The 17,721-nt window shown below is 50.7% G+C and carries 16 protein-coding genes and 1 pseudogene; 7 read left to right on the top strand and 10 right to left on the bottom strand.

The window, feature by feature from the left end:
* Positions 1–117: 117 nt before the first annotated feature.
* A complete protein-coding gene (locus ABD836_RS15645) occupies positions 118–2,166 on the top strand; it encodes an oxidoreductase (RefSeq protein WP_344937764.1) in 2,049 nt (682 codons plus the stop codon).
* 244 nt (positions 2,167–2,410) lie between these two features.
* Complete coding sequence (locus tag ABD836_RS15640) at positions 2,411–3,220, top strand: HDOD domain-containing protein (protein ID WP_344937762.1); 810 nt, start codon at positions 2,411–2,413, stop codon at positions 3,218–3,220.
* A 66-nt stretch (positions 3,221–3,286) separates the two neighbouring features.
* Here the strand turns inward: ABD836_RS15640 and ABD836_RS15635 are convergent, their stop codons facing one another.
* The 7 genes and pseudogenes from ABD836_RS15635 to ABD836_RS19520 all read right to left on the bottom strand — a co-directional run.
* On the bottom strand, positions 3,287–3,691 hold the full coding sequence (locus ABD836_RS15635; protein WP_344937761.1) for a DUF4332 domain-containing protein: 405 nt from the start codon (positions 3,689–3,691) through the stop codon (positions 3,287–3,289).
* Positions 3,692–3,953: 262 nt separating this feature from the next.
* Positions 3,954–4,874, bottom strand: a complete 921-nt coding sequence (locus ABD836_RS15630; RefSeq protein WP_344937760.1) for an FAD:protein FMN transferase — start codon at positions 4,872–4,874, stop codon at positions 3,954–3,956.
* A gap of 30 nt (positions 4,875–4,904) precedes the next feature.
* The gene (locus tag ABD836_RS15625) at positions 4,905–6,104 is read right to left on the bottom strand and encodes a DUF3570 domain-containing protein (protein ID WP_344937759.1); all 1,200 of its coding nucleotides are present in this window, start codon (positions 6,102–6,104) and stop codon (positions 4,905–4,907) included.
* Between the two features lie 11 nt (positions 6,105–6,115).
* Positions 6,116–6,328 carry a DUF4266 domain-containing protein gene (locus ABD836_RS15620; protein ID WP_344937757.1) on the bottom strand — a complete coding sequence of 71 codons (213 nt, stop codon included), beginning with the start codon at positions 6,326–6,328 and terminating at the stop codon, positions 6,116–6,118.
* 1 nt (position 6,329) lies between these two features.
* Positions 6,330–6,833 carry a TlpA family protein disulfide reductase gene (locus tag ABD836_RS15615; protein ID WP_344937755.1) on the bottom strand — a complete coding sequence of 168 codons (504 nt, stop codon included), beginning with the start codon at positions 6,831–6,833 and terminating at the stop codon, positions 6,330–6,332.
* Positions 6,834–7,022: 189 nt separating this feature from the next.
* Complete coding sequence (locus ABD836_RS15610; RefSeq protein ID WP_344937753.1) at positions 7,023–7,382, bottom strand: hypothetical protein; 360 nt, start codon at positions 7,380–7,382, stop codon at positions 7,023–7,025.
* Positions 7,383–7,418: 36 nt separating this feature from the next.
* A pseudogene (locus ABD836_RS19520) lies at positions 7,419–7,487 on the bottom strand (c-type cytochrome); the annotation flags it as partial.
* Between the two features lie 142 nt (positions 7,488–7,629).
* On the opposite strand from ABD836_RS19520, the gene ABD836_RS19515 reads away from it, so the two are divergent.
* Positions 7,630–7,803, top strand: a complete 174-nt coding sequence (locus ABD836_RS19515; protein WP_425583043.1) for a helix-turn-helix domain-containing protein — start codon at positions 7,630–7,632, stop codon at positions 7,801–7,803.
* A gap of 76 nt (positions 7,804–7,879) precedes the next feature.
* Here ABD836_RS19515 and ABD836_RS15605 read toward each other — a convergent pair whose 3' ends face one another.
* The 3 genes from ABD836_RS15605 to ABD836_RS15595 all read right to left on the bottom strand — a co-directional run bounded on the left by ABD836_RS15605 (position 7,880) and on the right by ABD836_RS15595 (position 12,741).
* A complete protein-coding gene (locus ABD836_RS15605) occupies positions 7,880–10,150 on the bottom strand; it encodes a TonB-dependent receptor (RefSeq protein WP_344937751.1) in 2,271 nt (756 codons plus the stop codon).
* A 438-nt stretch (positions 10,151–10,588) separates the two neighbouring features.
* Positions 10,589–11,572, bottom strand: coding sequence for an ATP-binding protein (locus tag ABD836_RS15600; protein ID WP_344937749.1), 984 nt, complete (start codon positions 11,570–11,572; stop codon positions 10,589–10,591).
* Positions 11,572–12,741 (bottom strand): FIST signal transduction protein, encoded by a 1,170-nt coding sequence (locus tag ABD836_RS15595; RefSeq protein WP_344937747.1) that lies wholly within the window; start codon positions 12,739–12,741, stop codon positions 11,572–11,574. Before ABD836_RS15595 ends, ABD836_RS15600 begins: the two co-directional genes overlap by 1 nt.
* Positions 12,742–13,052: 311 nt before the next feature.
* Between ABD836_RS15595 and ABD836_RS15590 the strand changes: the two genes are divergently transcribed.
* The 4 genes from ABD836_RS15590 to ABD836_RS15575 are packed head-to-tail and all read left to right on the top strand — an operon-like array spanning position 13,053 to position 17,693.
* Complete coding sequence (locus ABD836_RS15590; RefSeq protein ID WP_344937745.1) at positions 13,053–13,553, top strand: Csu type fimbrial protein; 501 nt, start codon at positions 13,053–13,055, stop codon at positions 13,551–13,553.
* A 24-nt stretch (positions 13,554–13,577) separates the two neighbouring features.
* Positions 13,578–14,366 (top strand): fimbrial biogenesis chaperone, encoded by a 789-nt coding sequence (locus tag ABD836_RS15585; RefSeq protein WP_344937743.1) that lies wholly within the window; start codon positions 13,578–13,580, stop codon positions 14,364–14,366.
* Positions 14,317–16,698 (top strand): fimbria/pilus outer membrane usher protein, encoded by a 2,382-nt coding sequence (locus ABD836_RS15580; RefSeq protein WP_344937741.1) that lies wholly within the window; start codon positions 14,317–14,319, stop codon positions 16,696–16,698. The genes ABD836_RS15585 and ABD836_RS15580 overlap by 50 nt, the downstream gene beginning before the upstream one ends.
* Complete coding sequence (locus ABD836_RS15575; RefSeq protein ID WP_344937739.1) at positions 16,695–17,693, top strand: Csu type fimbrial protein; 999 nt, start codon at positions 16,695–16,697, stop codon at positions 17,691–17,693. The genes ABD836_RS15580 and ABD836_RS15575 overlap by 4 nt, the downstream gene beginning before the upstream one ends.
* Positions 17,694–17,721: the final 28 nt, after the last annotated feature.

The raw sequence follows: 17,721 nt of genomic DNA, 5'->3' as shown, positions 1-17,721 counted from the left end.
AATAACACCTCAGTACTTCACCTTCACAGCCTTTTAAATAGCCGCAACTTGATCCAATATTGACACCGTCAACTTAAATCGCTAACTTGACAGCGTCTAGATAGTGAGAGCCGAGCCATGAGCAAAGAAAACCAGCATTACCCACACCTGTTTACCCCCCTAAACTTAGGTTTCACCAGCCTCAAGAACCGCGTGGTAATGGGCTCGATGCACACCGGTCTAGAAGACCGTTTCTGGCAATTCCCTAAGTTGGCAGCCTATTTTGCCGAGCGCGCAAAAGGCGGTGTCGGCCTTATGATCACGGGTGGCTACAGCCCCAACCGTAGCGGTTGGCTCTACCCCGGCGCAAGTACGTTTAACTCGCGCCTAGACGTGCACAATCACCGCAAAGTCACCAAGGCGGTTCACGCGGAAGGCGGCAAAATTTGCCTGCAGATTCTTCATGCTGGTCGTTATTCTTATCACCCGCTGTCAAAAACCGCGTCCACAAGCAAAGCGCCCATCAATCCTTTTAAGGCCCGCGCACTGAGTACTCGGGGCGTGGCTAGCACCGTTAAAGACTTTGCGCACACCGCCTGGCTGGCCCAGAAAGCCGGTTACGACGGTGTTGAGATTATGGGCAGCGAAGGTTATTTAATTAATCAGTTTTTGGCACCGGCCACCAATAAACGTAAAGATCGCTATGGCGGCACGCCAGAAAATCGCCGGCGCTTTGCCGTGGAAATTGTGGCCGCCGCACGCAAGAAGGTCGGCCCCAATTTCATTATTATTTTCCGCCAGTCCATGCTCGACCTAGTACCCGATGGCTGTACCCGCGAAGAAATCTTAGACCTCGCGCGCGCGATCGAAGCCGCCGGCGCAACCTTGATCAACACCGGCATAGGCTGGCACGAAGCACGTGTTCCAACCATCGTTACCTCCGTTCCCCGCGCTGCGTTTAGTGAAGCTACCGCTGCAGTAAAAGCCGTCGTCAACATTCCGGTTATTGCCTCTAACCGCATTAATATGCCCGATATTGCCGAGCACATTCTGGCCAACGGCCAAGCCGACATGGTCTCCATGGCCAGACCCATGCTGGCGGATTCCGAATGGGTAAATAAAGCAGCTGACAACCGCAGCGAGGAAATCAATACCTGTATCGCCTGCAACCAAGCTTGCCTAGACCACACCTTTCAACTGAAACGCGCCAGCTGTTTGGTCAATCCCCGCGCTTGCCACGAGACCGAACTGGTCTTTAAGGCAGCACCAAAAGCCAAAAAAATTGCCATTGTCGGCGCTGGTCCCGCAGGTCTGTCTTGCGCCACCGCGGCGGCGGATTGCGGCCACGAAGTTCACCTATTTGACCAAGCGGACAAAATTGGTGGGCAGTTTAATTTAGCCAAAACCATCCCTGGCAAAGAAGAGTTCGACGAAACCCTGCGCTATTTTGCCAAAAAAATAGAAACCTCCGGCGTGAAGCTAAAACTCAACCACCGCGTTGAAAAAGCGGAGCTCGCAAATGGTGGCTATGACGACGTGATCGTCGCCACCGGCGTCAGCCCCCGCACCCTGAACATACCAGGAATCGATCACGCCAAAGTGGTTTCGTATATCGACGTACTGAAAGGCAATGTCACTATCGGCCAACGGGTCGCACTTATCGGCGCTGGCGGTATCGGTTTTGATGTTGCCGAGTACTTAGCCCACGATCACGCGGTTGAATTGCCGCAGAGCCTCGCCAGCTGGTCTGCCGAGTGGGGCATTGACCAGCACACCGCTGAGCGCGGCGGACTCGTGGCTGGCAAACCAGAGCCATCACAGCGGGAAATATTCTTACTGCAGCGCAAAACCACCGCGCTTGGTAAAGACCTCGGAAAAACCTCAGGTTGGGTGCATCGCGCCACCCTAAAAAACAAAGGCGTGGAGATGCTTGCCGGTTGCAGCTACGACCAGATTGATGACCAAGGCCTGCATATCAGCCAAGACGGTGAAAAACGCCTACTGGAAGTAGATCACGTGGTTATTTGTGCTGGCCAAGAACCGCTGCGCGAACTCTACAATCCGGAGTCTGAGCAGAACACAAACGCAACTCAGCACTATCACCTAATCGGCGGCGCGAATATCGCATCTGAGCTGGATGCCAAACGTGCAATACGCGAAGGCGCAGAACTCGCAGCAAGTCTATAATTCCCTCCGCTACTGACACTTCACAATCGGCACGTGCAAATACGCCGATTGTGAACTCGCGCACAAGCCTAAGATAAATACCCCGTACGGCAGCCCAACAGCGGCAAGCCCTTATTGTTCATTTATCACTCAACGAGGAAGCTTGTAGATCATTTAAGCGGTCAGGTTCGCTATGTCAGCAGCACAACAAAGGGAGTACACAGAAAGCACCCCTAGCAACAAGCAGCATCTCCTTACGTGCATTATGACGGCGTTAAAATCTGGCACCCTAGAATTGCCTAGTCTTCCCGATATTGCGATTGATGTACGCATTGCCGCGCGAAAAGAAGACCTGAATATTGCCGACCTCGCCCGAGTTGTGCAGCAAGACCCTGGCTTGAGCGCCTACTTAATAAAGCAAAGTATTAGCAGCCACTACAAACGTCGCCACTCCACCAATGACCTGTGCAGTGCGCTGCGCCGGCTTGGCTTAGACACCACCCGCGATCTCACCGCAAGCTATGCGCTTAAGACGCTGTTCCACATGAATAATCCCACGGTAAAACATCGGCTGAGGGAGATTTGGCAACGCAGTGTTTACACCGCCGCCCTCGCCCATGTTATGGCTCGTCATTGTGGCTTTGAGCCAGAGCGTGCCCAGCTAGCGGGACTTATCCAAGACATCGGCGCACTGCCCTTACTGGCCAATTTAAGCAGCTACCCTGCACTGTTAGACGACGATATAGGAATCGACGACTTACTCCACAACTACACGGGAAAAATCAGTGGTTTAGTGTTAAATCATTGGCATTTCGACAATGAACTCGTCGTGGTTGGCTTGGAGCGTGGCAATTGGCTAAGAGACAAACCCGGCCCTGCCGACCTCGCCGACCTCGTATTGGTCGCGCGCTACCATAGCTATTTAAACGAGCCTATTCACAAAAGGATGCCAAAGCTAAGCAGCCTGCCTGCGTTTCAAAAACTGAATTTAGCCGAAGTCGGGCCGCAAAAAGGCTTGGCCTTTTTACACGAGGCTCAGCAAGAAATAGCAGAACTACGAAGTGCATTACAATAAATCCGAGACATCGGGATTACTGCAATGCAGCAGGATAGAAAGCCGCGCTCCCTTGCTGCAGCCAGCTTAATGTGTGATTTTACGGGGTAGATCTTTAGCCTGATCGATCCAGCTCTGCACTTGCGATAGCGCCGGTACTTTACGAACTAAATGAACCTCTTCGTTCCGTTCGGCCATTTTCTTATGCAAGTTTTCAGCATTGCGCTGCGCCAGCTCAGGTACAGTATCGACACCTGCGCTTTCTAGCAGATCGGCATACTGCGTGCTCACGCCATTTATCCGCGCTAAGTCTGCTCGGTTTACCCAGTTAAGAATACGCTTCTCACTGATACCTGATTTTTCTGCCAGATTTTTGCGAGCTGTCTTTGCTCCGCAATTTTCTAACAAGGCTTCTATGCTTGAAATACCTTCACTCACAAGCCTACTTGAATACGCCTCGCCAATACCTTCGATCTCCGATAACTTTGTCATATCTAATCTGCCTTTATTATCTATTATGGAGTACGAACACACCTGACCTTAGCCTGGCCGGCCCGTGTAAAATTCAACTGCAACACACAACTTAATATGCGTGTTAGTTAATATAAGCAGCAAGCTAACATCAGGCAAGTTTATGGAGAACGGGTTAATTTTCGGTATTTTTATTTAAAAACATAAGCCTAGAACAATAAGCAACAAGTCTATACGTACATTCCACATGCGCCGCGGGCCAGTAAAAACAGAAATTACCCAGCTAAGGAAGCAAGTCGCCTCCCGCGGCCCCCGCTTGAGTAATCCACAAATGCGGCAACCCCAAATCGGCTAGCCAGGCTGGTGCGTCACATTCACCATGCAACATCGCGACCGTCGCCCCCGTGCCAGCGAGCAAACAAAGCGGCGCCACCACCGTCACCCCGGCCATTGGTGTATCTACCGGGCGCCCACTGCGAGGGTTAAGGATATGACTGTAACGTTTGTCATCGACAACCATATAACGCTCGTAATCGCCACTGCTCGCTAACGCTCCAGATTTTAGAGGAATCACCGCCATAGCGTGCTCAGGGTCGCGGGGATGACGAATACCAATCTGCCAAGGACTGTCATCCGGGTGAGGGCCAATAATGCGAATATCACCGCCGAGCTCAACCAAGCCATGCGCGATCCCCATGTCGGTGCATATTTGTGCAGCGCGGTCGGCGGCGTACTCCTTGCCAAAACCACCAAAATCCAACTGCATATTTGCCCGCAATGAAATATATGGCGGCTGCCATTGCACCTTTTTCCAACCCACGCGTTTTAAACAAAACGCCACGGCGGCGGGGCTAGGTAACTGGCCAAGCTTAAAATTCCAAACCTCGCGCAGCACCCCGGAACTTATATCGAACAGACCGCCACTCTCTGCATAAGCGGTAGCGGCGTAGTTGAGCAGTGCCTCGGTCTCCTCATCAACACGAACAGGATCACCGCCGGCAGCGGCATTGATTTGACCGACAATGCTGTCGTCACGATAGCGGGAATAGCGATGCTCGATACGTAAAACCTCAGCAATGCCCGCGTCGGCGGCAGCCTTAGCCTGTGATTCGGAACCCGCGTACAAACGTAACTCGCAGGGGCTCGCCATCGCGGTAAAGGGATAGTGGTAAAGCTGCACGCCGTTCTCTCCAGTCAGTTTCAAAGAGTATTCAGGCGCGCAGTATGAGGGATTTCACAGCCGCCAGTTAAACCCCAGAGAGAGGATATCAAATTCCACCAGTGCGGGGTTTTCAATATTAACTGATTCTAAAGAATAATCCGCACTGGCCTCGTAGCGCTCCCACTCCGCATGCAGGTCCAGATTTTGCCAACGCTTTTCAAGACGCAGCTTCAAACTAAGTGCACCGTAGGGGGACAAACGATAATCGCTGGAGCCAAAACCGTCACTGCGCGCGGTGAAAAAATACGGGGCATAGAAATAAGCTTGAGTTTGCGAGTAGTAACGCAGTGATGGCGCGAACACCCAGCCATTGGGAAGATTTTGATACCAGGCGAGCTCCGAGGTGCTGGAGGCAATTTCCCAGTCATCTTCAAAGTAACGGAAATCTAGATGTAAGGCGGCTTTTAACTCCGGCAAGAAATGCCGTAAGCGGCCCTGCGCCACAAATTGATGCCGTTCATCAGGACGACTGTCATTAAAGGTATTTGCCTGATCACTAATCCACACTTTTTTATAGGGATCTGAAAGAAATCCTTGATTCAGGCTGTAACTCAAACTCGCCTGCACCACCGTCGTTTTATTCAGAATTTGAGAAACGCCAACAAAGGCGGTAGTGCTAGCTTTCTTGGCGCTTGTAATTCGATCAGCTAATACTGCACCGTCTGTTGGCTCGAGTTCGTCATCGCTATAACCCAAACCCGCCGTGAGCGTTAATTGAGTATCCGGAATTTCATATAGGGCTTCCACCCCCGCATTTACCGCAAAATAGTCATTTTCGTCTGACACGCCGCTCAGTACCGAAATAACTGTTTTGTCGTTGACCAAATGATTAATCTTGGCCTGTAGATCTTTGCGCTCCTCGTGAATGGTCGCACCACTCATCACCTGCATAGGACCGTCTTGCCCCGGCAGAATAAACCAAGGCGACGCGCCACTCATGGTCTCGTACATCAATTCAATACTGGCGTCAGTCCGGTCCCCCAACGGCAGTTGCACGCGAACTTGTTGCGAGTCTATTTCATAGCGCTGCGCCGATCCCCCCGACAACTTCCTGCTATCGAGATCCGCTTCGCGGTATGCCGACGCCTTGTATTGCACAAGCGTTTCGGTCAACACCGAAGCCGCTTGGACCGAACCACTGAGCCCAGGAACCGCCAGCGCCGCGCTGGTCAATGCGGTGAGGGCGCGTTTGCTTTTATTGTTCTGACTCATATCATCACCCCTTAATTACAGCCACAACCACCGCCACCCGCAGTAGCACCGCCATTACTGGCCTCCTTACTGAAATGCACGTGATTTCGATACGAGCTACTTAGTGCGTCTGGGTCCCAGGCCATTTCTGGCCGGGCCAAATAATCCCGCTCCCAGGCGGCCACGGGTTCAACCGCACAGGCAGGCAATAATCCTACGGCCATCACTACTAACAACAATCGCATATCAGGATTCCTCAGCCAGTAAATTTAGAATTTCTGCGCGGATTCTCTGCGCATCGCCAATACGAAAACCCTCGTGAACGCGACGCACAGTGCCCTGCCTATCAAGCAAAAAAGCCGTAGGCATGCCTTTTACGCCATAGACCGCCGGTAAACGGTTATCTGGGTCGCGCAATACCGGATAAGACACTGGGTAGGCTTTCAGAAACGTTTTAGCGTCATCAAGATAGGCATCAACATTTACCGCTAGCACCACAAAGCCTTGTTCAGTGAATTCGCTATACAGGGCATCTAAGGCGGGCAAGGACTGACGACATGGCCCACACCAAGACGCCCAAAAATCCACATAAACCACCTTACCTAGGTAGTCGCTCAGATTATGATGCTGACTATTTACTAGCGCGGAACGGCTGAACTCAGGCGCTTTTTCACCAACGTCAAGTGCAGTCACATTGCCAGCCAGTGTAAGTAGCACTAAGGCGATCATTAGGGTTCGTAAATCTATCATAGCGATTCATACCATTATTTTTATTTATAGCTTCACAACTGCCACAGTCGCTATCGCCCTCTTTGGGGTCAACGTGTCTTAAGGTACTCGATATTGGCGCGTCACACTACATTCACCAGTAAATCAAAACCCAAAAGCCCACACAGTTTAGTTAGTGTGGGCCACGCTGAAGCAGACTCCCCACGCAATTTACAGCGTTTTTAAATACTCGATGATGGCATAGCGCTCTTGGTCGGTCAGCACCTTGGTGAACTCGTGCCCAGAGTTACGCTTTGAGTACATGTTGTTGCTCATCACCTTACGGTCTTCGAGCCCTTGGGCGCCGACTGGCGGCGGCACAATCCACATTGGCCACAGCAAGCCACCATCCAGGGAACAGAACAAGCACTGCAATTCCTCTGGCGCATCTGCTTGGGGCTGACAGGTGTAGTACGGTATACCTTGGCCGCCGTCGTCACACACCAGCTTTTCATGCTTCCAGCCCAGCTGCTCAAAATCATAGCCGCCGCTCGTGCCGCTGAGTTTGGTCTCAAAGGCGTTCACCGTCATATTCGGGGTAGTCTTACTCTGTCTACGCCATACGTCGTGGCGAGCATCAGGCTTAAGGACCTGCCATACCGTCGGCACTGAACCATTATGGACATACGGCGCCGAGGCCCAAACGCCTTACAGCGGCGGGGTTACGCAGCCAACGGCTTTCTTCTTCAAAACCACATGCTCCCTCAATACGGCCAAGGTTCTCGCCCTAGGGGCAAACCAGTAATGGGGCTCGATGCCGGCCTAGGCGCGCCAGAAAATGTGTTTGATTAAAACGACGTGCGCTTCTCCTTTGCAAAATCAGAGCATGACTATTAACGCAATTGCCGTGCGCCTAGGTTTTTCAGATCCCGCCAATTTCAGACGGGCATTTCGAAAATGGACTGGGTGCTCGCCCAGCGAATTTAGGGGGCAGCAGGATTGTAAGCAATAGAGCCCGAGCGCAATGAGCGCGCTCGCGGGAGAGGGCTTAGTCAATACAGCCTTTAGACTACATTGACTAAACATTACTAAAAGCGCACCCGCCCCTCTAAATAATACGAGCGCAGCGGCTCGAGTGTACCCCGATAACCACCAACGTCTAATACGGTAGGCGAGCCAATACCAATCGTCATTTCATCGCTCAGATTTTTCCCTACCAGCGCCAGCGACCAGCGGCCATTGGTCTCGCCGATGGCCAGACGAGCATTCACCTTGGTATACGCCTCCTGAATACCACGAGGGTCAAGATCCCCGGAAGTGAAATGGGTATCTTTATAGGAGGCGTCGGCGGTGAAGTCGAGCATAACACTGGCGCTCAAAGGGAAGCTAAGCGTGCCCGACAACGCGGCAGTCCACTTCGGCGTCTGTTGATTTTCTTTGCCACTTAAATCGCAAATATCTTCTTCGTCCGTTGCCACACAAGGACCTTCGCGATAGTCCAGCCATTCAAAATCGAGATACGCAAGCGAACTACTCAACATAAACCATTCACTCAGCAACCAACGGCTATCGAGCTCAATACCTTGGGTCAAAGCGCTGCCCGCATTTGACACTACAAAGCCCGCAACACCGTCAAACACACTCACTTGCATGTCTTCGTATTTAACGTGATATACCGCTAGATTCAGTTCAGCCGCACCGTCGGCCAAGGTCATTTTGGCACCCAGCTCATACGCTGTAGCCAATTCGTCTTCGAACTCAAAATTACTACCGCCACCGCCTGGTCCGTAGTTCGCATTATTATTCCGTGCATCAAAGCTACCAGACTTAGCACCCTGAGTGGCGGTGAGATACGTCATCACATCTGGCGTAGCGTCCCACTGCAAATTAACAGAAGGTAGCGTGACGCTCACATCACGTATGCGATCCAGCTCGTGAGCCTCTATATTCAGCGCAGCCAAGACCGCGCCGGTCACTGGGTCAACATCATTCTTCGTACCTGACTGATACAGGAATAACTCTCGGAAGCCTTCTTTCTCCTCACGTACATAACGAATACCCAGTGTTGTCCGCAAAGTCTCGCTCCAGTTAAACGTCAACTGCACAAAGCCCGACCAAGCATCACTGTTCATATAAAAATCCTTTTCAAGATCAGCAGAGACATTGGTTTGCATATTGATCAAACAGCCAATGGGGTCGCGTCCGGCATCAGCTAAGGCCCCGTTACGCACAACCAAAGGCGTAGACTCATCAAATACCATCTCGCCACGCTGATAGAACGCGCCAAAAATATAATCGACAAACTCCCCGCCCGGCGAGGTAAAACGAAACTCCTGACTGAGCTGGTCATATTCTTCGACACCCAACAAAGGTACGGTATTAAAGCTGCTAGAATCACCGTCGAACAAATCTTCTGAATCAAAACCGGTGGCTGCCGTAACAGAGCTAAACGTGCCACCCGCTAGATCGACATCCACGTTTAACGTCGCGTTGTAGTTGTCTATTTCAGCGTACTCGTCAGTATCAGCATTTTTAATACCGTCGAATTTTACATTCTCACCACTACACCCCGTGAGTGCACTTGCATGAGTGATTTCAAACTGTCTACCGCGCTGCACCCGATTCGTCTTTTCTAGTTTTAAGGTCGAAGTAATCGCGTCGGTCGGATCCCAACCAAAGGTAACACGTCCTGAAAACTCCTCCACCGCGGGCTCTTTACGGTCTTGTTCAGGATTTTCATTAAACATATAACCTTCTTCGTCGCGACTGCGGAAAGCCGCTCGCACACCAAAGGTCCCCGACAATGGAACCGACACCATGGCATTAAACTCCTGAGTATCGTCAGGACCACCCGTCATACCACTAAAATGAGACTCAATCTCGTCGCCTGGCTTAGCCGAAATCAGACTCAAGGCACCCGCAATTGCGTTTTTACCGAACAAAATAGACTGCGGCCCACGCAGCACTTCGACACGCTCTAGGTCCATAAACGCGCCGCGTGTTTGATGCGGCCGCCCTAGATGAACACCGTCCGAGAATATCCCCACCGACAATTCAAAGCCTTGATTCGAACCAGACCCAACACCGCGCATATACACATTAGGTAACAAGCCACCCTCAACCATTTTAAAATTGGGTGTGTAATCAGACAAATCGCTAAGATTTGATATTCCCGCCTTCTGCAATTTATCGCCATCTAAGGCTGTGACCGACACAGGCACATCGCTCAGCGACTCAACACGCTTCTGAGCCGTAACAAGTACCTCTTCCAGCTGGAGCTTTTTCCCAGAACTCGACTCAGCCTGTGCCACGACGGGCATCGTGAAACTCAAAAGTGACCCAAGGGATAGCACACTCACTAGCGTTCTTTGCATTGTTTAGCCTCGCTGTTATTCATTATTGGTATGCGAATCGGTAAAACAATTCGAGTATTGCACTACGGCACTTATTTGTCTAACTGTGCAGTAATGGCCGTGGAGTAATACGCTGAGATTAATAAGAAGGGGAGCGCGCAGAGCACGCTTCATCAAAGCCAATATGAAGCAACAGAAGAATACCGCTCTAGAAAATATGACTTGATGAGGTGGGAAAGAAAACCGGCACTCGCCTTCTTCAACGTCAACGTAGACTGCTAATGCAATTACCACATGCGTGGCTTTTTAGACCCCGCCAATTTAACGCGGGCATTTCGAAAATAGAGAGGATATCCGCCCGTTGAATAGAGAAAGCAGCAAGATTGCAAAAAATAAGGATGGCATGACACTTAAATTTAAGGCGGCGCACAGGACCCATACTGATCAAATATTATTGGGGCGGGTCTGTAAACCTGGCAGTATTACAGTAAAGCAGCAGCCTTTGCCCACTTCGCTCTCGCAATCAATGCTGCCCTTCAATTTGCTTACGACGAGGTTGAACACAATATTCAAACCAAGACCACTGCCGCCCTGACCACGCTTTGTTGTGAAAAATGGTTCGTATATTTTTTTTAAATCCATAGCACTTATGCCCACACCATCGTCTTGATAGCACAAGTACAAGCAATCATCTTTTGCTTCGAAATCGATCTGGATATTTCCCGAGCCGTCCGGGCCAAAACCATGAACAAGGGAATTAGTAATGAAGTTGGTGATAATCTGGGCAAACGCCCCAGGGTCACCGTCTATGAATATGTCCATCGGACCGTGAATAGACACCGTGATCGCACGGTTTTTGAATAGCGAATGCACTGAGCTTAATACGCTATTCAAATATTCCGCAACGTTAAAGGCGCGATTACTTTCGACAGAGCAGTCAACCGCAACCTGTTTGAAATTTTGGATAAGATCGGCAGCACGGCTTAAATTTCGTAAAATAATATCGGCCGTTTCCTGAATATGTAACACAGACTTTTCCACCGAGCTTTCTGTAAGCTCATCATTCTTCATCGTAATTACCAAGGAATCTGTCGCGCTTTGCATATGTGATCCTGCAGTCACGCAGACGCCTATTGGGGTATTGATTTCATGTGCAACACCGGCTACCAACAAACCCAAAGCTGACATTTTTTCTGACTGAATCAACTCATCTTGAGTTGATTTTAATTCTTGCAATGTCTTAGCCAGCTCCGCGCTCTTTAATTCTAGATCTTGCTTGGAGTCGCGCAATTCAATAATCACTTTATGTAGTAATGCGTCGTTTTTCTCTCTGCTTACTTCCAACTCTGAACGATCAGCTTCCGAGCGTTCCAGCTGCTTACGCAGAATCCGCAATTGTTTTTCTAGTTCTTTCTGCGAGGCAGGCATTAGGTTTTGCCCTGAATTTCGGGGCCAATCAACAAAGAAATAAACGTTTCATTATGAAAGCTGACAGGTCCATTGAGCTCCATTGGGCTGATTTCACCGTTGGTGTAAAATCCGCAACTCGGCGCAGAGATACCACTGCAGCTACGGGCTAGCTCGAACTCCTCGTGGGTGCGCGTCCCCAATAACTGACGACGACTTGCACAGGAAAAATACAGGACGGCGGCAGGCTCACCTGGGCCATAGGCGGTTATTGCCTGCAACATCGATTCACGACTTGCGGCCAGAATATTGTCTCGATTAGACTCGCTCATCTGAACCTTGGCGCCTTGTGGCACCTCAGCAAAAAAATCAACGCTACCGGTGTCAACATCAAATTCACCGCTAGGAGCACGCAGATAAAATCGCTCATCATCAGTAAATACGGCAAGCGGATAATTTGACGAAGGCTCATGCTCGCCGAGATAATCCCTGTAGTATGACAATGCCGGTTTACCGTCTATCTCAAAAATTGTGTTCGCTTCAGAGCGTGTCACTGTGCCAGGATTACCTATCGGCTGCCAGCCGCTTGCCACCCCATGCCCATACTGCAAAGCTCCGGCAAATACCAACACAGGTACAGCGTTAGAACACAAAGTTCGGCCGTGAAATTGATAAGTGGTGTCGAACTGCCAACGGTCGGCCGCAAGCCCTCCCACAACCGGCACGCCTGCGGGTAGCGCATCAGCCAAACCATCCAAAATAGACTTACTATTGACGCCTAAGCTTTCTGACACGGCAATACACAAGCGCACTGGCTTGGTCAGAGTTTGTATCGCACAGCTTATCGCCGCCCCAGCACTCGCTGCAGCGTCAATAGCAACGTCCCGACCAATACCAGCGCTGATTTGAATAGTGTTGTCTGTACAGAACAGCATCAGGGTGACCGAATCCTGTTGGAACGCAAGTATCGAAGAGACCTCGCCGTCAGTGGTACAGCCAATCAATTGCAGATCTGGCCATACATCCATAATACCGTTTAATAGTGATTGGTGGTCAAAGTCAATGGCAGCAAAAAGCAAACCAGCCGAGGGTTTCTGCCCGCCGAGCTGCTCCTGACACTGAACAACAATATCTTCAGTAGCCGCAGAAGTATCAGGGTCATTACTATGGCTGACTACCACGTTAAACATAATGTAGGTGCTTCCAAGCATTTCATTGAAACAGCGTTAATGAAATTTCAACGCCGCACTCTGTATGTTAGTCCGTCACAGAACACTATAATCTCAATAACCATAAATATGTTTAGCTCAAGCGTAACAGTAGTTTGTAAAAACTGATAGCTTGGGACTTCTGCGAGGATTCTAGCAGTGCAATTGATAAAACCCAAAAAGCCCACTTACACTACACATACACTCTAATCCGTATAATTACTATCTATGTATACGCTCTCAAAGGCACATACTCTTATTTCACACATTATTAGGTAACGAGAGTATTGAGCATGGCTATTAAACGGAATTACATTTTGGGATTCATGGCTGCCACGCTGGTATGGTCAAGTACCTTACTTGCAGACGTAACCGATACTTTTGACGTCACTATTACTATCGAAAATAGTTGTGACCTCACTACGCCAGCCACCGATATGGCCTTCGGTACCGTTCAGTTGCTTAACACCAATTACACGGCGACGTCGACAGTGTCTGTTACTTGCACGAGTGCTTTAGCTTACGATCTTGCGTTGGATGCGGGCGAAAACCAGGGCGCTACAACACGTCGCATGACCGATGGCACTAACTTTGTTAGCTACCGTCTTTACAACGACGCAGGCCACACTACCTTGTGGGGAGATGACACCGCCTTTGGTAGCGTTAACGCCGACACTGGTACGGGCGTCGAAAAGATTTTTTCGGTATATGGGCGCGTTGAAACAGGTGATAACGCCACTACCCCGCCTGCGGGCGCTTATTCTGATACAGTGACGGTTACGGTAACTTTCTAAGTATTCTAAGTGACCCCTTAATTTATGCGCAGTCTACTGTTTGTCTTTTGGTTCTCGTTGCGGCTCCACCATTTTTTGGGGCTGCTTCTTGCGCTGACAATTCTTCCAACATTAGCTGCCGGCTTAGGTGTTGCCCCTACTTTAATTGAGTTCGCACCCCAAGAGATCGCTAAGGGTTTGACCTTGCGCAATACTGGCGCCACCGCGTTACGAGCGCAAGTGCGGATTTTTATGTGGCAGCAGCAGGACGGAAAGGATGTGCTTACACCCTCTACGGCACTGGTAGCCAGTCCGCCATTTTTAAATATTGCCCCAGGCGGTAAACAGATAGTGCGGATTATCCAGCGCGGCGGGATAGCGCCAGACACGCTCTCCGGTGAGCGCAGTTTTCGTATTTTAGTGGACGAATTACCGTCCCCTTCTGTCAACGAAATGGGCGCCGACAGCCAAGCCGGTGCACAACCGGGTCTTAATTTTTTATTACGCTTTTCTATCCCAGCATTTATTGCTTCACCTATGGGTGGTGCTGGCGCCAAGCTCAACTGGCGCTTGCAAAATACCGAGGCAGGCTTGCAATTAGTAGCCGATAATACCGGCAGTAGCCGCGCCCAGATTACTGATCTCAAACTGATGGACAGCGAAGCTCGCGTTCTCTATGAACATAAAGGCCTTGCAGGTTACTTACTATCGGGGAATTCGCAGCGTTGGTCTGTCAATTTGCTAGGCGGCGCGGCTACAGCGACGGAAATAAGGATGCAGGTCAATGGTCAGCCCACTCGGTTCCCTTTGGTGCCAGCTGACGTTACTGATTAGCTGCGCGTTAGCACCGGTTTGGGTTAGCGCCGACCTTGCCCCTGCTCCGACATCTTACGGCGGTATTACACTTCTCGATGGACCTGTCATGCCTGGCAGTCAAGAGCCACTTTATCTCGAAGTGGTTCTCAATATGGTGCCCACTAGCTATATCCTGCAGGTGATGCCGCTCAATGGTACGTTCTATGTATTGCCGCAACATCTAGGCGTAATCGGCATAGCCTTGAGCAATCCATCGGAGGAGCGGTATCTGGCGTTAGATTCAATCCATGATCTCAATTACCGCTACGACGTAGCGCTGCAACAGTTGCACGTTACGGTCGCCCCTCATTTACTCAATATGAGTTTGCAGTCTTATCGCAGCGACCGCAGTCGCACTCCGCAAGCACAGGCTAGTCTTGGTGCGTTACTCAATTACGATATGTACATGACCTTAGATGAGCGGGGTGAATATGACCTCGCAGCTAGCACCGCCATGCGCGCCTTTGCTGACAATCATGTGGTGGAAAATACCGGCTTATTACGTGCTGCCAGTAGTGGCGACAATGACAGTTATACTCGCCTAGATACACATTGGACGTGGTCTTCTCAAGACGATTTACTCACCGTGATAGCGGGGGACGTTATTAGTGGTGGCTTGTCATGGACCCGAGCGACACGACTCGGCGGCGTCCAATTGCGACGTAATTTTGCCCTTCAGCCGGAACTAGTTACTCAGCCGCTGCCTGCATTTTTCGGCGAAGCAGCGCTACCCTCGCAAGTCGAGCTCTATGTGGAGGGCCAACGCCAATACAATGGCGAGGTTTTACCCGGCGCTTATCGGATTGACAGTACGCCATCGGTTAGCGGCCTGAGCCAAGCACAAATGGTGTTAACAGATGCCCTGGGGCGCACCACCGTGCAAGATTTTTCTTTCTACAGTTCACCTCGCTTGCTGCAAAAGGGATTGAGTGATTTTTCTTTGGAGGCAGGCAGTGTTCGTCAATTATATGGCACCGACTCGTTTAGCTATCGCGATCAGCTCGTCGCGAGTGCGAGTCTGCGTCACGGCCTTAGCGACACTCTCACTTTAGAAAGTCACGCTGAAGGTGATGATCAACTCGCGGCGGCGGGCGTCGGAGCGCTATTTACATTGGGTGGAGCGGGACTGTTTAGTGGCGCTTGGGCGCAGAGTTCAGGCCGCCAAGCAGACGGCAGGCAACAAACCTTGGGATATAATTGGAGTCGTCATGGCGTTACGGTTGATTACAGTTTGCAGCGTAGCTTTGGCAATTATCGTGACATCGCTTCTAGGGATGGCCGCCCGCCAGCAGAGCGTACCGAGCGGCTACTACTCGGTGTGGGCTCCAGTGCCAGTGGCCGAGTATCGCTAAACTACAGCCGCCTCGATAGGCTAGAAGAGGAGTCTTACCGAAGTGTTGGCGCTAGTTACAGCAGACGCCTTTTTTCGGGGGTCACACTGTTTGTCAACGCCTCTCGAGAGCTCGGTAATGGCGAGGGCTATAGTCTGTATGCAGGTCTGTCAGTATCTTTGGGTGGTCGCGTTAATGGCGGTGTTTCTGCCAATCGCAGTCGCGACGGCGGCAGTCAACAGGCAGCTTATCTCAGTCGTGGGGTATCGGCTGACGGCGGTACTGGTTGGGGACTACAAATGCAGCGCTCAGAGAATGTCGATTACCTACAAGCGGATGCACTATACCGAGGTGATAACGCACAAATTGGCGGTGGGATTCGCTCGTTACCCAGTGGCGAGTCCGCCTTCGGAGACCTTAGCGGCTCATTTATCTGGATGGCTGACGCACCTCAAAGTATTTTCCCTGCCCGCGAGGTCAGCGACAGTTTCGCATTGGTCTCCACTAACGGCATTGCTGACGTGCCCGTTCTATTGGAAAATCGGCCTATTGGCCGCACCAATAAACAGGGCTATTATTTGCTGACGGGCTTGGGAGCCTACCGTGGTAATCAAGTGTCGATAGATCCTTTGCAATTGCCGAGTAGTATTCAATTCGACCGGCAGAGTGTGCTCGCTGTACCGGCTGAGCGCGCGGGGGTGCGCGTTGGTTTCGGTTTACGCCAAGTTCGTGCTGTCTTACTTACCCTGCACGACCATGCAGGTAAAGCAATGGCCCTTGGCAGTCGTGTGCTGCAAGATGGAAAAACCCTCGCGATTGTGGGCCACGATGGTCAAGTCTATGTAGAGGATTTGCCTACACATAGTGCAGTTATCGTGGATAAAGCTGACGCTGGCAGCTGTGCTGTAGACGTAGTTCTACCTGAGAAAATGGATGGTATTTCAGCCATCGGGCCATTGATCTGCCGAGACCAACCATGACAGCACCCTATATAACTGCAGCCTTGCTCACAATGCTAATAGCCATGCCGACCGCTGCTCAAGCCGCCACTAGCTGCAGTGCGACTATGACTAATGTAGCTTTTGGCGCGAGTGATCCTTTTACCGGTTGGAGCGGTGTTAGTGCCACCATTAACTACCAATGCAATACCAGCGGCATAACCGCACTACAAACCATAAAGCTTATGCTTTGTTTTAGTATTGGCAGTGGCACTCAAGGTACAAGCAGTATCCTACCAAGGCGAATGACCAGTGGGAGCAACGAGCTGCAGTTCAACCTATATCAAAATGCCGCGCACTCGGTGGTTTGGCCTGATACTCCAGCTACAGTTAATCAGGTTAGTCTGCAATATACAGCGCCGCTATTGGGTGGCTCTGGAAGTGGGAGTATTACTGTTTATGGCAATGTTAATTCTAGCCAAAACACAGTCATCCCTGGCAGTTACAGCAATAATTTCTCGGGTGTCGATGCTCAAATGCAATATCGAGGCAGTGTGGGGACGCTTTTCCCTCCATCATTTCCTGCAAGCTGCACCAGTGGTGGTTCATTTAGCGGTACTGGCAGCTTCCCCTTTGTCGCTAGCGCCATTGTAGAGGCGAGTTGCCATCCCGTTTTTTCTGTACAAAACGTAAGTTTTGGCACGCAAGGGGTTCTCAGCGCGAATATAGACACCACCGCTATTATTGCGCCGCAGTGCACCAACACTACGCCTTATCAGATTGGTTTAGACAATGGTCAGAATGCTAACGGAAACACCCGCCGTATGCATAACGGCGCTGGCAAATATGTAAGTTACGAGTTATATCGAAATGCCGCTCGGAGCCAGCGCTGGGGCGACACCCTTAATAGCGACACGCTTGCTGGTATCGGCACGGGTAGCGCGCAAGCCCAAAGTATTTATGCCCGTACGGCGCCACAGACTACACCGCCTCAAGGTAGTTATAGCGATACAGTCACGGTAACGATTTACTATTAAAAATAGAGCCAAAAACAATAAGCTTTAA

This window comes from Zhongshania borealis, assembly GCF_039539625.1.
GTDB classification, from domain to species: domain Bacteria; phylum Pseudomonadota; class Gammaproteobacteria; order Pseudomonadales; family Spongiibacteraceae; genus Spongiibacter; species Spongiibacter borealis.
This window is presented reverse-complemented; position numbering and strand designations above follow the sequence as displayed.

Coding starts and splice junctions, on each gene's coding strand:
- ABD836_RS15645 (WP_344937764.1), top strand. CDS start 118: ATGAGCAAAGAAAACCAGCATTACCCACACCTGTTTACCCCCCTAAAC.
- ABD836_RS15640 (WP_344937762.1), top strand. CDS start 2,411: ATGACGGCGTTAAAATCTGGCACCCTAGAATTGCCTAGTCTTCCCGAT.
- ABD836_RS15635 (WP_344937761.1), bottom strand. CDS start 3,691: ATGACAAAGTTATCGGAGATCGAAGGTATTGGCGAGGCGTATTCAAGT.
- ABD836_RS15625 (WP_344937759.1), bottom strand. CDS start 6,104: ATGAGTCAGAACAATAAAAGCAAACGCGCCCTCACCGCATTGACCAGC.
- ABD836_RS15620 (WP_344937757.1), bottom strand. CDS start 6,328: ATGCGATTGTTGTTAGTAGTGATGGCCGTAGGATTATTGCCTGCCTGT.
- ABD836_RS15615 (WP_344937755.1), bottom strand. CDS start 6,833: ATGATAGATTTACGAACCCTAATGATCGCCTTAGTGCTACTTACACTG.
- ABD836_RS15610 (WP_344937753.1), bottom strand. CDS start 7,382: ATGACGGTGAACGCCTTTGAGACCAAACTCAGCGGCACGAGCGGCGGC.
- ABD836_RS19515 (WP_425583043.1), top strand. CDS start 7,630: ATGTGTTTGATTAAAACGACGTGCGCTTCTCCTTTGCAAAATCAGAGC.
- ABD836_RS15600 (WP_344937749.1), bottom strand. CDS start 11,572: ATGCCTGCCTCGCAGAAAGAACTAGAAAAACAATTGCGGATTCTGCGT.
- ABD836_RS15595 (WP_344937747.1), bottom strand. CDS start 12,741: ATGTTTAACGTGGTAGTCAGCCATAGTAATGACCCTGATACTTCTGCG.
- ABD836_RS15590 (WP_344937745.1), top strand. CDS start 13,053: ATGGCTATTAAACGGAATTACATTTTGGGATTCATGGCTGCCACGCTG.
- ABD836_RS15585 (WP_344937743.1), top strand. CDS start 13,578: ATGCGCAGTCTACTGTTTGTCTTTTGGTTCTCGTTGCGGCTCCACCAT.
- ABD836_RS15580 (WP_344937741.1), top strand. CDS start 14,317: ATGGTCAGCCCACTCGGTTCCCTTTGGTGCCAGCTGACGTTACTGATT.
- ABD836_RS15575 (WP_344937739.1), top strand. CDS start 16,695: ATGACAGCACCCTATATAACTGCAGCCTTGCTCACAATGCTAATAGCC.